16 protein-coding genes and 1 riboswitch are annotated in these 14,744 nt (G+C 42.8%); of the genes, 6 read left to right on the forward strand and 10 right to left on the reverse strand.

The features are described 5' to 3' along the window. Positions 1-137 precede the first annotated feature (137 nt). Complete coding sequence (locus tag AC2YHV_RS06565) at positions 138-1,403, forward strand: BaiN/RdsA family NAD(P)/FAD-dependent oxidoreductase (protein WP_487372845.1); 1,266 nt, start codon at positions 138-140, stop codon at positions 1,401-1,403. 166 nt (positions 1,404-1,569) lie between these two features. On the opposite strand, the gene AC2YHV_RS06570 is transcribed toward AC2YHV_RS06565, so the two are convergent. The 3 genes from AC2YHV_RS06570 to AC2YHV_RS06580 all read right to left on the reverse strand — a co-directional run bounded on the left by AC2YHV_RS06570 (position 1,570) and on the right by AC2YHV_RS06580 (position 2,863). Further along, the gene (locus tag AC2YHV_RS06570; protein ID WP_487372980.1) at positions 1,570-1,824 is read right to left on the reverse strand and encodes an MGMT family protein; all 255 of its coding nucleotides are present in this window, start codon (positions 1,822-1,824) and stop codon (positions 1,570-1,572) included. Positions 1,825-1,902: 78 nt separating this feature from the next. After that, positions 1,903-2,463: an MEDS domain-containing protein gene (locus AC2YHV_RS06575; protein ID WP_411738805.1), complete on the reverse strand. Its 561-nt coding sequence runs from the start codon at positions 2,461-2,463 to the stop codon at positions 1,903-1,905. A 229-nt stretch (positions 2,464-2,692) separates the two neighbouring features. Further along, positions 2,693-2,863, reverse strand: coding sequence for a hypothetical protein (locus AC2YHV_RS06580; RefSeq protein WP_164855101.1), 171 nt, complete (start codon positions 2,861-2,863; stop codon positions 2,693-2,695). 147 nt (positions 2,864-3,010) lie between these two features. On the opposite strand from AC2YHV_RS06580, the gene AC2YHV_RS06585 reads away from it, so the two are divergent. Next, positions 3,011-3,940 carry an SDR family oxidoreductase gene (locus AC2YHV_RS06585; RefSeq protein ID WP_063575433.1) on the forward strand — a complete coding sequence of 310 codons (930 nt, stop codon included), beginning with the start codon at positions 3,011-3,013 and terminating at the stop codon, positions 3,938-3,940. Between the two features lie 114 nt (positions 3,941-4,054). Here the strand turns inward: AC2YHV_RS06585 and AC2YHV_RS06590 are convergent, their stop codons facing one another. From AC2YHV_RS06590 to AC2YHV_RS06615, 6 genes are all read right to left on the reverse strand, one after another. Then, positions 4,055-4,240 (reverse strand): sporulation protein Cse60, encoded by a 186-nt coding sequence (locus tag AC2YHV_RS06590; protein ID WP_048682016.1) that lies wholly within the window; start codon positions 4,238-4,240, stop codon positions 4,055-4,057. Positions 4,241-4,304: 64 nt separating this feature from the next. Then, positions 4,305-5,387, reverse strand: a complete 1,083-nt coding sequence (locus AC2YHV_RS06595; RefSeq protein WP_487372846.1) for a tartrate dehydrogenase — start codon at positions 5,385-5,387, stop codon at positions 4,305-4,307. Positions 5,388-5,654: 267 nt separating this feature from the next. Then, positions 5,655-5,966: a rhodanese-like domain-containing protein gene (locus tag AC2YHV_RS06600; protein ID WP_034309364.1), complete on the reverse strand. Its 312-nt coding sequence runs from the start codon at positions 5,964-5,966 to the stop codon at positions 5,655-5,657. 157 nt (positions 5,967-6,123) lie between these two features. After that, positions 6,124-7,152, reverse strand: a complete 1,029-nt coding sequence (locus AC2YHV_RS06605) for an NADH:flavin oxidoreductase/NADH oxidase (RefSeq protein WP_048682014.1) — start codon at positions 7,150-7,152, stop codon at positions 6,124-6,126. 411 nt (positions 7,153-7,563) lie between these two features. Beyond that, the gene (locus AC2YHV_RS06610) at positions 7,564-8,406 is read right to left on the reverse strand and encodes an aldo/keto reductase (RefSeq protein ID WP_048681988.1); all 843 of its coding nucleotides are present in this window, start codon (positions 8,404-8,406) and stop codon (positions 7,564-7,566) included. Positions 8,407-8,585: 179 nt separating this feature from the next. Next, the gene (locus AC2YHV_RS06615) at positions 8,586-9,791 is read right to left on the reverse strand and encodes an MFS transporter (RefSeq protein ID WP_400448558.1); all 1,206 of its coding nucleotides are present in this window, start codon (positions 9,789-9,791) and stop codon (positions 8,586-8,588) included. A 188-nt stretch (positions 9,792-9,979) separates the two neighbouring features. Here AC2YHV_RS06615 and AC2YHV_RS06620 point away from each other — a divergent pair, with 188 nt between their 5' ends. From AC2YHV_RS06620 to AC2YHV_RS06630, 3 genes are all read left to right on the forward strand, one after another. Beyond that, positions 9,980-10,351: a winged helix-turn-helix transcriptional regulator gene (locus tag AC2YHV_RS06620; RefSeq protein ID WP_063575430.1), complete on the forward strand. Its 372-nt coding sequence runs from the start codon at positions 9,980-9,982 to the stop codon at positions 10,349-10,351. 424 nt (positions 10,352-10,775) lie between these two features. Further along, positions 10,776-11,081, forward strand: a complete 306-nt coding sequence (locus AC2YHV_RS06625) for a hypothetical protein (protein WP_057276783.1) — start codon at positions 10,776-10,778, stop codon at positions 11,079-11,081. Positions 11,082-11,111: 30 nt separating this feature from the next. Beyond that, entirely contained in the window at positions 11,112-12,263 is a 1,152-nt protein-coding gene (locus tag AC2YHV_RS06630) for a CAP domain-containing protein (protein ID WP_487372847.1), read from the forward strand. 55 nt (positions 12,264-12,318) lie between these two features. On the opposite strand, the gene AC2YHV_RS06635 is transcribed toward AC2YHV_RS06630, so the two are convergent. Next, positions 12,319-13,512 carry a nucleoside transporter C-terminal domain-containing protein gene (locus AC2YHV_RS06635; RefSeq protein ID WP_063575427.1) on the reverse strand — a complete coding sequence of 398 codons (1,194 nt, stop codon included), beginning with the start codon at positions 13,510-13,512 and terminating at the stop codon, positions 12,319-12,321. 176 nt (positions 13,513-13,688) lie between these two features. Then, positions 13,689-13,789, reverse strand: a riboswitch (purine riboswitch). Positions 13,790-14,002: 213 nt separating this feature from the next. Between AC2YHV_RS06635 and AC2YHV_RS06640 the strand changes: the two genes are divergently transcribed. Further along, complete coding sequence (locus AC2YHV_RS06640; RefSeq protein ID WP_487372848.1) at positions 14,003-14,707, forward strand: DUF421 domain-containing protein; 705 nt, start codon at positions 14,003-14,005, stop codon at positions 14,705-14,707. The last annotated feature ends 37 nt before the right edge of the window (positions 14,708-14,744 follow it).

A 14,744-nucleotide genomic window follows, 5' to 3' on the forward strand; every position in this document is an offset into this window, starting at 1 on the left:
TCTATAGAAAACTACATTCAAGTTTATCGTTTTCGAAGATAATACACAAACAAATAATTCCTTTTTTTCTACATTCGCAATCTGACGGGCTCTTGCTATATAATGAGGGGACTGAAAATGATAAAGTGGTGATCAATTTGAAATATGATGTAGTGGTAATTGGCGGCGGTCCTTCCGGATTGATGGCAGCAATAGCAGCCGGGGAAAAAGGTGCCCATGTATTGTTAGTGGATAAAGGCGAGAAGCTTGGAAGGAAACTTGCAATCTCGGGCGGGGGACGCTGCAACGTGACGAACAGGCTCTCAATCGATGAAATCATTCAGCATATTCCTGGAAACGGGCGATTTCTATACAGTGCTTTCTCAGAGTTCAATAATGAGGACATTATTCAATTCTTTGAAAAATTGGGCGTCGCTCTAAAAGAAGAGGACCATGGCCGGATGTTTCCTGTCAATGATAAAGCGCAAAGCGTCGTGGATGCCCTTCTGACGCACCTGTCGAATTTAAAAGTAACGATCTACAAGAACTCTCCAGTTGCGGAAGTTCTCTATGAACATGGAAAAACCAGCGGTGTCCGGTTAAAAGATGGCCAGACCATTGACACGGATGCAGTCGTGATTGCAGTCGGCGGGAAATCAGTTCCCCACACCGGTTCAACCGGAGACGGCTACGCATGGGCTAAAAAGGCAGGGCATACGATTACCGAATTGTTCCCGACTGAGGTTCCCGTACTTAGCCATGAAACATTCATTAAAGATCGAACACTTCAAGGGCTCGCACTTCGCGATGTTTCATTGAGTGTCCTTAACCCAAAGGGCAAGGCCTTGATTACGCATAGAATGGATATGCTCTTCACCCATTTTGGCGTCTCCGGTCCAGCTGTTCTAAGATGCAGCCAATTCGTCGTGAAAGCGATGAAGAAATGGAACCTGTCGGAAGTGACCATGAAACTTGATGCCCTTCCGGACCGAAACAAGGAAGAGGTTTTTCAAGACATCATGAAGGAAATAAAAGCCGAACCGAAAAAAGCCATTAAAAACACCTTAAAAGGTTTAGTTCCTGAACGATACCTTCACTTCCTGCTTGAGCGAAGCGGCATCGACCTTCAAGAGCAAGGGGCGACGATATCAAATGAAAAAATCCGCCGCTTTGCAGAATTATGCAAGGACTTCCAATTCGGGGTGCACGGCACCCAGCCGCTAGAAAAAGCCTTCGTAACGGGCGGCGGCGTATCCGTCAAGGAAATACATCCAAAAGAAATGGCATCCAAACTAATGGACGGACTGTATTTCTGCGGTGAAATTCTGGATATACACGGATACACAGGCGGTTACAATATCACATCGGCATTAGTGACCGGCAGGCTCGCCGGCATGAATGCTGCCATGTCTGCCCGTTCATAATCCGTAAAAGAGGCTGATCCGCTTGGATCAGCCTCTTTTACTGCGATTTCGCAAGCCTATACATCGTGTTCGTTAGGCTTTGATTCTGGTGTAGGTGCTGTTGTTTGTGCCTTCACTGTACTTTTTCGACCAAACCGCGCCCGCCACTACTAGTCCGGCTATGCGTTTAAAATATTTCTGGATGATAGCGATATGCTTCGAGGTCAATGGTATTCCGGCCCGTGAACTTGATGCCTTCACTCTCGAGCATCGCCTTCTGGTGTTCTGCAGCGCCCTCCGCTTTTATGCCGATTTCACCTTTGGCATTGATAACACGGTGCCATGGAAGGTCATGTTTTTTACTGCTAGAATGAAGGATCCTAACGACCTGCCTTGCACCGCGCGGACTTCCGGCGAGCTGTCCAATCTGACCATATGTCATCACTTTACCGGAGGGGATTCGTTGTATGATATGAATGACCCGTTCAGTAAAACTTTCCAAATACCTCGCCCCTTTATTCTATCCGTTTGCTAAAATCGTGATTTTTTCATCGGTAATCAGGACTCCATGATGTTTGATCAAGTTTGTTTTAAGCTCGGCAGGCACTCTGCAGTCATCGTATGCACATACAGAAATCAATCCTCTTTCCTTGATCAATTTGTCGATCCCTTTTTCATATTCGCCTATCGCAAAGCTGACTTGATCGTCATGGCCCCATTCAACATGGCCCCAAGTCCGGATGTGCTGATTGCGTTTAGTGTATACATCGATATTTTCCAAGAAATAATCAACCATCGTCGAAGGATGGAAGTCTCCATGAAAACAATAAAAATCAAAATTATTCATAAGATGCACTTGCTCCAATTGCTCCTCATTTAAATGAATCTGCAATTTCTTGTACACGAAAGGAAAGATGCGGTCGTTTTCGACGACCAGGATATGGTCTCCCTGTTGAACACCGGTAATGATGAAAGTTGCCTCATTTTCAATGTATGACTCCAATTCATCAAAACAGTATAAAATATGGCCACCATCCGACTGCTGTATATTTTCTATTAATTGTTTCATTTTATTATCCAAAATGAATCTCTCCTTTAATACACCAGTCCGTACTATGTATTATGTATAACTTTACCCATTATCTCCGTGTTTGTAAAATTCATAGAAGAATATAATCAGTTTTTCCTAATGACATGTTAAGATCTGGAATTTAGTTAAGTCGAATTATGGCTGCTTTCAGTCCACTCTTAAAAAGACCTAGGCAGCCCAATCCGGCAGACTCCGTACTTCATGCATTTTCCCTTCACTCTTAAATCACGGGATAATACGGCACATAGCGCGGGTTATAATAATATGGCGGTCTTGGTCCAATAAGCGGCAATTCAAAGGTATTTGGGTTGGAGTCATATAACAACTCCACCTTTTCATCCGATTGTTCGACCAATAACCACTTCACTTCTTCGCTATAATAATATGGCATATAGAGGCCTCCAAAAACTTTTTTCTCCCCTTCAGCATATTCGAGCCGCACGGCAACGAGCCCGTCCCGATACATGTTCTTCATGCACGGCATATGCCTGATCATCATAAAGTAATCCGACTAAATTCTTTATTAGGAGGACCCCTCATGGCAGAAGATAATAAAAAGAAATCATCCGGTAAAAGCTATCCCATGCATCCGAATTATGGGAAGATCACCCGTTATCAAGACGTACCCATCACGGTTCCGGAGCAACGCCAATTTCGCCAACCCGGTGTAGAAAAATTAATGGTGCCCAGGCCCATCATCGAAAATCCCAATTATAGGGGCAGCGGGAAATTAACAGGTAAAGTCGCATTGATAACTGGCGGAGACAGTGGGATTGGCGCTGCGGCTGCCATCGCTTTCGCTAAAGAAGGGGCAGATGTTTCCATCGCTTATTTGGATGAACATGAGGATGCCAATCGGACTAAAACGAGAATTGAAGAGCTTGGGCAACGTTGCTTACTGCTGCCTGGGGACTTAAGGGATAAGCAGCAATGCATCGATATCGTGGAAGACACCATCGAAACATTTGGAAAGCTCGATATTCTTTGTAACCACGTGGGCATTCAATTTCAGCAATTAAGCTTGCTTGATATTACGGATGAGCAATTCGATGATACCTTTAAAGTGAATATCTATTCCCACTTCTACACGACGCGTGCTGCCCTTCCCCATTTAAAAGCTGGGTCCTCCATCATTAATACATCTTCTGTCGTGACGTTTAATGGGAATAAGCAATTAATTGATTATACGGCGACTAAAGGGGCCAACATCGGTTTTACCCGTGCCTTGGCAAACAGTCTTGTCGACCAAGGCATCCGGGTGAACGCCATTGCGCCCGGAAGGTTTTGGACACCCCTCATCCCGGCAAGTTTCTCGGCAGACGAAGTGACACAAGTCGATAATCCGATGGAGCGTCAAGGCCAGCCATTTGAACTGGCTCCCACCTTTGTCTATCTCGCCTCTGATGATTCCCGTTTTGTGACAGGACAAACACTTCATGTCAATGGCGGGGAAGCGACATCGTCCTAATTTCCACAACGAACATGCCCCCTTCCGAGGAAGTCCAGACGGAAAAAGACTACCTTTGATTGCCCGTCAGCAAGCAAAAGGTAGTCCATTATTGATTATCGGGCCAGCCGGCCTTTATTTTTTTTTATAGATGATCATCGCACTGAAACAGTAGATCTGTTCCTCTTCCTCTTCACCTGTAGTGGCGACATTGTATTTGATATCGACGATTTGATTATCACGAATGTCTTCCAGGAAAAAGTTCATTTCATCCTCTAGGTCCTTTTCATGCTCATAATCAAATAATTTCACTTGTATCATCGGCTCTCCCCGCCCTTTTACTATAATGATAGTTATTGTGCAGGATGCCCTTTTCACTTGATTTTTATACTTGATTTTTTAGTGAAGCGGATAATATTTTAACCACTTCATCCCCGACTTCCTCTGTAGAAGCTGCCCCGCCCATATCAGGAGTCAGCACCTTTTTATCGACCATCGCCTGTTCAATCACGTCCAACACTTTCGCACCCCAAACCTCATGTCCAAAGAAATCGAGAATCTGACTGGCGGACCATATGGCCGCAAGTGGATTGGCGATGCCTTGATGTGCTATATCCGGGGCTGAACCATGAATCGGTTCGAACATCGAAGGATAAATCCGTTCCGGGTTTAAATTGGCACCGGCCGCCAGTCCCATACCGCCTGCAATGGCAGCACCTAAATCCGTTATGATGTCACCGAACAAATTGGAGGTGACAACGATTTGAAACCGTTCAGGCTGTTTGACAAAATACATGCTTGCCGCATCGACCAGATAGGAATTCGTTTCTACTTCCGGATACTCCTGTCCAATTTCTTCAAAAACCTGATCCCAAAAAACCATTGAATAATTCAATGCGTTCGCCTTGCTTATGCTCGTTAGCGTCCTTCTCGTCTTGCGCGCAAGTTCATAAGCATAACGGATGATCCTCTCGGTTCCCTTTCGTGAAAAGACCCCCGTCTGCAGGACGACTTCTTCCGGCTTGCCTTTAAAAAGCCAATCACCTGCACCGGAATATTCCCCTTCACTGTTTTCACGGATGACAATCATATCGATTTGGTCACGGGTCACGTCTTTTAATGGACAGGGTGCACCTTGAAGCAATTTAACGGGTCGAACATTCACATATTGGTCAAATCCCTTTCTGATCTTCAGCAGAAGTTCACGTAAGGAAATATGGTCCGGGACACCAGGATAACCGACAGCCCCCAGATACACGGCGTCAAACTTCATCAGTTGTTCCAGTCCATCGTCAGGCAGCATTTTGCCGTGCTCAAGGTAATATTCACAGCCCCATGGAAAATAGGTGAACTGGAAAGAAAAATCACCGGCAATTGCCGCCACTTCTTTAAGGACCTTTATACCCTCATTAATCACCTCAGGGCCAATTCCGTCACCCGCAATGACCGCAATTTTATGAACTTTCATTCTCCAACTCTCCTTTTTCTATATTTTCTGACTTCAGCACCCTAATTTTAACATAAAACGTTTGCATCCCCGTAAGTGAGGTTCATATAGAAAAAAGAGTCCTTTCATGATGAAAGGACTCTTTGTTTTCACGACTTCAAATATGCACGTCTTTCCGCATATTCACGGCATTGTGAACAAACCATGATCTTTTTTCTTTCTTCATTCAAATAAGCCGTCACATTCCTGGATTACGCTTACAAAAGTAACAGGCCTTTTTGAAGAGCTTCACTTAACGATGACTTCGCCGTCCCATTCAAGCATTCCGCCAACCATGTTTGCCACTTTATATCCTTGTTCCTGAAGATAATGGCAAACATTTTCACTGCGGCGTCCTGAACGGCAGATAAAGATATATTCTTTTTCTTTATCAAAATAGTCAAGGTTCGCCGGGATATCATTCATGCGAATATGTTTCGCGCCTTCGATCATTCCCTCTTGCACTTCTTCGTCTTCACGAACATCGACAAGTTCCATCGCTTCTCCTGCCTCAAGCTTAGCTTCCACTTCTTCCGTTGTAATGATTTTGATTTCTTCCATAATTAGCACCTCGAATTATCGTTTGATTTATCTTTTTCATTATAGCAAAATTTCCAGTTAAACATCACGTAATGGATTCGCATATGCAAATTCCCTCATGCACTGAATGAAAAAACGCCAGCGAATATAATATTCGCCGGCGTTTTAAAAATCCGTATCAATGCTTGAATCCCAGTTGATATTGTTTAGGAATCTCCGTTTTTATATTCAAAGCTTTAGATGCTTCAAGTGCCCAATAAGGGTTTCGCAGCATTCCTCTGCCGATGGCGACCAAATCTGCTTCTTCATTGCCAATGATTGAATTTGCTAGAATCGGATCATCTAAACGACCTACAGCAATCACCGGAATATCCAAAGCTTTTTTGATTTCCCTGGCCAACGGAGTTTGATAGCTGGCATGGGTACCAGGTCTTCCGTCTGCTCCAATCGGGCCTTCTCCTCCAGAGCTTACATGGAACATATCGACGCCTGCTTCTTTAAAGACTTGTGAAAATGCAATGCTTTCCTCAATACCATATCCGCCTTCAACGTATTCTTTTGCAGAAATGCGCATGATTAAAGGCATGTCGGCAGGCATTTCGCTTTTCACTGCTTTAATGACTTCCACTCCGAATTTAGTCAGGTCCCTTCCATATTCGTCATCACGTTTATTCGTAAGCGGTGATGTGAATTGGTGGATTAAATACCCGTGTGCACCATGTAATTCGATTACGTCAAACCCTGCTTGAACTGCCCTTCTGGCCGATGCCCGGAATTTATCGACCATTTCCTTCACTTCTTCCGTTTCTAAAGCCCTTGGTGTTTTATACGTTTCATCAAACGCAATGGCTGAAGGTGCCACCGGCGGTTCCGCATCCTCCGCTTTACGGCCTGCATGGGCAATTTGTATCCCGATTTTTGCACCGTATTGATGAACTTCCTTAACGATGTTGGAGAAAGCCCCAATTTGATCGTCGGACCATAATCCAAGATCGCGATTCGAAATGCGCCCATCAGGCTCCACATCGGTCATTTCCACTATAATTAACCCCGTGCCGCCAACTGCCCTGCTTACATAATGTTGCTGGTGCCAGTTCGTTGGTATACCATCTTCCGCTTCGACGGAGTATTGGCACATCGGCGGCATGACGATCCTATTTTTAAGTTCAAGTTCTTTTATGCGATAAGGTGAAAATAAATCATTCATCATTCTTCATCTCCTTTTTATATAATGCATGCACATGCATTTATATCATCCCAGTAATACTGTGTCAACTAATCGGATTTCCCAAGCTTTCAGTGTAAATTCCGGTGCGAAATTCATAAAAAAAGAGAAAGACGGATATCCCGTTCCCCGACTGTGGACAAACTGGAATAATTAAGATTGCCTACATTTTTTTAAGGGAGTGTAATATGAATGTTGATTTTCACTCCAGGCACTCGCTTTCCGCGGGCGGTCCGGGAGCCTCCTCGGCGCAAGCGCCTGCGGGGTCTCCCTTTGACTCGCTTTTCCCGCAGGAGTCTCGCACCTTACATTCCAATCAACTTTGTGTTAAAAGATATGTCCTCTTTAGTCTATAAACTCAGAAGGATATCTCGTCCCTCTCCTTCCTAATAATTAAAAGTCGAAATTATCAGGATCTGGACCAACACGGTGATTCTGATTCAATCCATCAATTTGGTTCATTTCCTCTTCGGTCAATTCGAAATCGAATACAGTTGAGTTTTCGACAATACGATGTTCTTTAGTTGATTTCGGAATTGTTACAATCCCATTTTGTAAATCCCAGCGTAAAATGACTTGTGCAACAGATTTGCCATGCTTGGTTGCAATAGCTTGTAAAACTTCATTATCAAGAAGTTCACCTTGCATCAAAGGAGACCATGCTTCAAGTTGTATTCCTTGTTCCTTACAGAATGCCTGAACTTCTTTTTGAGTTAAACGCGGATGGCATTCCACTTGATTGACCATCGGCTTCACTTCTGCATCTTCCATCAAATCTTTTAGGTGGTGAATCTGGAAATTGCTCACACCGATCGCTTTCACTTTTCCTTCTTTATATAGAGTTTCTAACGCTCTCCAAGCTTCTTTATATTTTCCTTCCACTGGCCAATGGATAAGATATAAATCCAGGTACTCCAAGCCAAGTTTCTGTAAGCTTTTTTCGTAAGCTGCAATTGTCGATTCATAGCCTAAATCGGCATTCCAGACTTTGGATGTTACGAATAAGTCTTCCCTTGAGATTCCAGCTTCTTTTAAGCCCTCACGAATCCCTTGTCCGACCCCTTCTTCATTTTCATATATAGCAGCCGTATCGATGCTGCGATAACCATGTTTAATGGCCACTTTAACTGCATTTACCAGCTCCGGTCCTTCTTCCACCTTAAATACGCCCAATCCGAACCAAGGCATTTTGACGCCGTTATGCAATGTAGTTGTATCTTGTAAGTTTTTCACCATAATACTCTACCTCCAAATGATTGTTTTTATAGATTGTAATGCGCTTTAAGTATCAGTATCAGTATCATTACATCCCTTCAGGGAACCTTCCATCATTCACTGAAGGGATGCAATGATACTTTTCATTGATACCCTATACGCATAGCATACTTTTTCTAAGATGTATCACTTTTTTAATCCTATGCTATTTTGTCCGTTCCCTTGGTACGGTCTTTACTTTCCAGGGCCCGGCTCCAAGCTGTTAAAATCACCGCTGCAAACACCATGACTCCACCTATCCACGCTGTATGGATCAATCCGATTGAATCCGTTATCACCCCTCCTAAGTAGGCACCAATGGCGATACCCGCATTGAAGGCGGCAATATTGATGGCTGACGCCACGTCCACTGCACTCGGCACGAAACGCTCCGCTAACATGACGACATACACTTGAAGCCCCGGAACATTCATGAATGCAAACAATCCCATTAAAATGATCGTAATTAAACCAGCTACCTTGAACGGTGCCGTGAAAGTCAACACCACAAGTACAATGGCCTGAATAAGAAACATATAGAATAGGGCATTAATAGGATTGCGATTGGCGAATTTCCCGCCAAGGGTATTTCCTATTGCTATGGCTACTCCATATATTAACAAAATCAAGGCCACAGTTCCTTCTTTAAACCCTGTCACTTCCTGAAGTAATGGCGACAGGTACGTGAAGACAACGAATGTACCGCCATACCCTAACGCCGTAATGATGAATACTAGCAGCAAACGCCCATTCGTCACCAATTTGATTTGGTCACGGAAAGTGGTCCGTGCCGCTTTTCTTAAATCCGATGGGACTAGAATGCCGTTTCCGATGAAAGCGATCAAGCCGATTGCCACAATGATGATGAAAGCGAATCTCCAGCCGAATTGCTGACCGATGAAGGTTCCAAAAGGAACTCCGGTCACCGTTGCCACCGTCAGACCTGTAAACATGATGGCGATGGCACTCGCCCTGCGGTTTTCAGGGACCAAATCAGCGGCAATCGTAGCGCCGATTGACATGAAGATACCATGTGCAAGCGCTGAAATGACACGCGCGATCAATAATACACCGACTGTGGTCGCAGAAGCCGCTAATGCATTTCCGATAATGAACACGACCATTATCCAAAGCAATAAAGTTTTACGCGACATATTCGATGTCAGTGATGTCAGGATAGGTGCCCCGAACATGACCCCCAAGGCGTATAAGGACACCGTCAGTCCCGCCGTCGTCACTGTAATGTGTAAATCCTTAGAAATGAGTGGTAATAATCCCACGCTGATGAACTCAGTTGTTCCAATCGCAAAGGCACTGATCGCCAAAGCCAGCAATGCCCATGTACTTCTATTTTTATTTGAAATCATATCCTCTTCTCCTTCTTGTCATTTTGTACTATCATTGAAATTGCCTGAGCAACTTTTTTTATAAATGGTACAGTGGAATTCGGTGTGCAAATGTTATTATGAGATATAATACAAATAAAAAACAGTACGTACTTTAAAGTGATATAGGCACCTTTTAGTACCTATAAAATAAGGAGAGTATGCAAATCATGCAAAAAAAGAAATACAATATATCCGTTGAAGCGACACTTGAAGTAATGGGCGGAAAATGGAAATGCGTGATCCTCTGCCATCTGACCCACGGGAAAAAGCGGACTAGTGAATTGAAGCGCCTTATGCCGAACATCACCCAAAAAATGTTGACCCAACAGTTGAGGGAGTTGGAAAAGGACGAAGTCATCAACCGGATCGTTTACAACCAAGTCCCTCCAAAAGTGGAATATGAACTTAGTGAGTATGGAAAAAGCCTGGAAAGTATCCTATCCGCACTATGTACATGGGGGGAAAACCACATAACAAAGGTGTATGGTGATAAGTTTTCCGTTCTCGAGGAAAGTGTCTTGAATGATCAATTAAAGTAATCCCAAATGAAAAAGATTAGCGCAATGGCTAATCTTTTTTTGTTTATAAAGACTTAACTAATGGCTCTTTTCGTAAAGATTGTTGTTTTTTAAAACGAAACTATTTAAGGTTGATTGGAGCGGAAGTGCGAGACTCCTGCGGAAGCAGCGGGACAGGTGAGCCCCCACAGGCGTTTACGCCGAGGAGGCTCACCGCCCGCACCAAGGAAAGCGAGCATCTGGAGGGGAAATCAACCACACCTCACTACCTGGTAAATAGCAACAGAGTATGTGAAAACAGCCTAACTAATAATGAAAACTTCACCTTCGAAAGAGCTACCTGTTTTATTCCCCTCTCTATTTTTGGTATAATATGTAAATACAAACATTTAAATTTTTTATTTTGTAATCGACGAAGTATAATAGGGAAACCAAGGAGTGACATATGAAAGTCTTATTAGAATTGTTACGCATCATATTAATATTCGGGATAGCCGGAACAATCATTTCGAGCATTGTAAACGGCACATATATAAACTTGGGAGTGACTCAGTATGGCTGGCTAGGCTCGATTGCGATACTGCTTTTATTATTCGTCTGGTATAGAAATAAACTTCAGTTCAGTGGCTGGTATTCAGGAAAAGGGAAGGAAAAGCTTCCAAAAATGGTCTCGCAAACACTCATTATGTGTTCACTATTTTTGTTAGGTGTCCCACCTGTTTTAAGTATGCTGCAGACGGTCTTTCATTAATCGGGATTCTATATCCTGGATAGAGCAGGAGTGAACGATTTGCGTAAATTGTTTAATATTGTGGTCCTCATACTCCTACTCTCTGGATTATGGTATGGATATGGTAAAGATATTCAGGAATCTGGATTCAAAGCGGGGGTCAGTGCCTTTGCATCAGATGTTCGTTCATTTATAAACGGGCCCGAGGTTACGACAGCCTTGGAAAAACTGAGTACTGGAGTCAGCAGCCTGATTGGCTCGCTGTCGGAAACATTGGATACCGCTTCTGAAAAAGAATCTCAGGAAACGGAAAAAGTGAAAAAACCGGCACTGGAAGCACCTGCTGATGCATCCTTTTCAGTCCGTAATATCGAAATTGGCGACACGAAGGATGATGTAGAAAAAATGGCTGGTAAAGCTAAGCGGAATACGCGGAATGAATATGGCGTGGACTGGTTTGCCTATCACGAAAATTATCAAAACTTCTTCATGGTTGCCTACGATAACAACAATAAAGTTGTTGGTTTATATACGAACCAAGATTTGATTTCCTCAAAGGAAGGCATTAAACGCGGTACACCCAAAGAAACCGTGACGGGGAAAATGGCGGAGCCAGTAACAAAACTGCTTAAAGGAAACGTCTATTACCAGATTCGAAGTGACGGCGGCGAATACGATATGTTCGAAATGGATAATAGCTATGTGACCATTTTTTATGACAAACATGAGAAAAATACAGTCACGGCAATCCAAATCATCGACGCAAAACTCGAAAAGCAAAAGAGCGGCTATTTTGCAGAAGCCGGCCCCGAATTAAAGAAGGGCTTTGAATATCAATTATTCGATTTGACCAATGCATCACGGGTCAATCATGATCTCTCCGTGCTAACATGGGATAAACGAGTGAAGGTCACCGCCCAGGATCATAGTGCAGATATGGCCGTGAATCAATACTTCAACCATACAAACCTTGAAGGGGAATCCCCTTTTGACCGGATGGAAGATGACAAAATCAATTTCCGAATGGCGGGGGAAAACCTGGCTGCCGGTCAAAATAGCAGTATCTTTGCCCATGAAGGCCTAATGAATTCCATTGGACACAGGGAAAACAAATTACAGAAAGATTTTGAATCCCTCGGTGTCGGAGTTGCCTTCGATGAGGAAAATAAACCATATTATACAGAGAACTATTTGACGAAATAAGAAAAAGCTGTGCATGGAAAATCCTGCACAGCTTTTTTCAGATGCCCGTTTTAAATCACCAAACGAATAATCCAACGACCATGGCACTTAACAGGGAAACAGCCATCCCGCTAACCAACAGCTTCCAAACATTCCTTCCGATAATGTTCGATTTCTCATCATTGAGGATGGAATTGAATGTTCCGTAGATCATGCCCACTGTACTGAAGTTGGCAAAAGACGTCAAATAAGTGACAGCCACGGCTACTGTATGCGGAGGCAGTGTACTGACTTTATCCTTTAAATCGAGCAAGGCAACGAACTCATTCGTGGCAAGCTTGATTCCCATCAATTGAGCGACATACATGGCATCATGTCCAGTTAATCCTAACAGGAATGCAAATGGACTAAAAATGACAGAGAAAATCTTTTGAATGGTCAATCCATCCACGAAGAAGCCGAAAATGCCGTTTACGCTAGCCGTCAACGCCACATAGCCGATAACCATTGCCATGATGACGAAGACCATTTTGGCCCCAACCAACATACTGTTGGAAATGGTGGAAAAGAAATCTTTACGTTCCTCTTTAGAAGGTACATAAACGACGTCTTCTTCTTTACTGACATCGACGGGATTCAGCATATTAGCTATCAGCAAGGCATTTAAGCAGTTCAAAGGTATCGCTACAAAAACATAGGTTGCCGGTACCATGGACAAGTAGGCTCCAATGATTGAACCGCTGATGCTGCTCATGCTCATGATTCCAAATGTCAAAAGACGCTGATCCTTAATCGCACTAAGTTGAAGGCGGATTACGGCAAGTGCCTCGGTATTTCCGAGGAACATCATTTGAATCGAAAAGAAACTCTCAAGTTTCGGCAAACCGGATACTTTTGAAATGAGCCATCCCACTTTATCAATGATCCACGTAAGTATACCGAAATACGATAAAACATCAAAAAACGTGATAATGAAGATAATCGGCATCAATGCGCTGAAAAAGAAATCCACTTGTTCATTTGCCATAAGCGAAGGAAAGACAAAAGAAATCCCTTCATTCGCACATCCAATCAACCAGGTGAAGAATGAAGCGATCAGATTGATGACCCATGCCCCTATTTTTGTCGATAACATGAACCAAGTGATAAGCAATTCAAGAACCAGCAAGGTAAGAATGGCTTTCCACTTAACGTTCCTTTTATTAGGTGAACAAAGGTAAACGATGCCCATAACAACTAAAACACCTAGTATATTCAATAAGAAATACATGCTTTCATCCCCTTTAGCTATATCATTTCCCATTCGTTTTTTTTATATAAAAAGCCCTCACCTTTTTACACCTTCAGCCGCAGCAAGAAAGTGTGAAAAAGTAAGAGCTTTCATCGAAGCATGTTTTTTAGGATCAAGCTTTTTTCAAGCGAACCAACATTAACCTGTTCATCTCTTCTATTTTCATACTTCCTTGTAGTCCGGCATTACGGCTGCCAGGTAGAAACTATCAGACCATTGTCACTGATATTATACAAGGATATTTTTTAAATAAATTTCTCAGGAAAGATATCATTTTAAATCAGTTTATTTTTAATTACAATACGTTTTAAAGTTGTTATATTAATATAAATTTTTCGAAAACAGTCTATAAAGTCTCCGAAGGGCCAATGTGGGTAATACTTATGAAGGAGCCGACTAAAACTATAAACCGCCCACTCTAAAGAGGCCCATTACTTCTCCTTTATTGGAAATAAGGACGTGAATTTTTGTGGATTTTTTCAGTAGCCAGGAAACTCTTACTGCAATCCAGTGGATTTTAAGAGCCATCATTTCCTTCTTCTTCTTGCTTCTTTCGGTTAAATTGATGGGGCAACGGTCCATTTCGCAGTTAAGATTACTTGATTTCATAATGGCTTTAATTATTGGAAACATTCTTGCCCACCCTTTATCTGATGAACAGTTAGGTTTGAAGGGCTCAATGATAACAACCAGTGTATTTGTCATTTTATATATAATTAGTGTGTTTGCAGGCCTTAAGTGGGGAAAACTCCGAAGGTTTTTTGACTCAGACCCCTTTCCTCTTATCGAAAATGGACAAATCATTTATAAAAGCTTAGCAAGGGCCAGAATCTCCATCGATGTTTTATTATCGGAATTAAGAAAGGAAAAAGTAGAAGATATTCAAAAAGTATCCCTCGCGCTATGGGAACCGGACGGTACCATTTCATTGTTTTTAGATCCCCAATATGAAGCAGTAACCCCAGCAGATATGCACCTGGAAACACTCGCCTTCACTTTTCCTAAAACGATTATTAAAGAGGGAAAGATTGATTCTAAAGAATTGAACCGGGGCGGTAAAGAAGAAGCATGGCTGAAAAACAGAATCAAAATAACATATAATGCCGACATGAACGATATTTTATTGGCAACTCTTGATAATAACGATACCTTAAAGGTCTTTTTCTACAAATAGATTTGCAGCCAAAATAAAATCCCCTCAAGTATAGTGT

This window comes from Peribacillus sp. SRI_006, assembly GCF_057586375.1.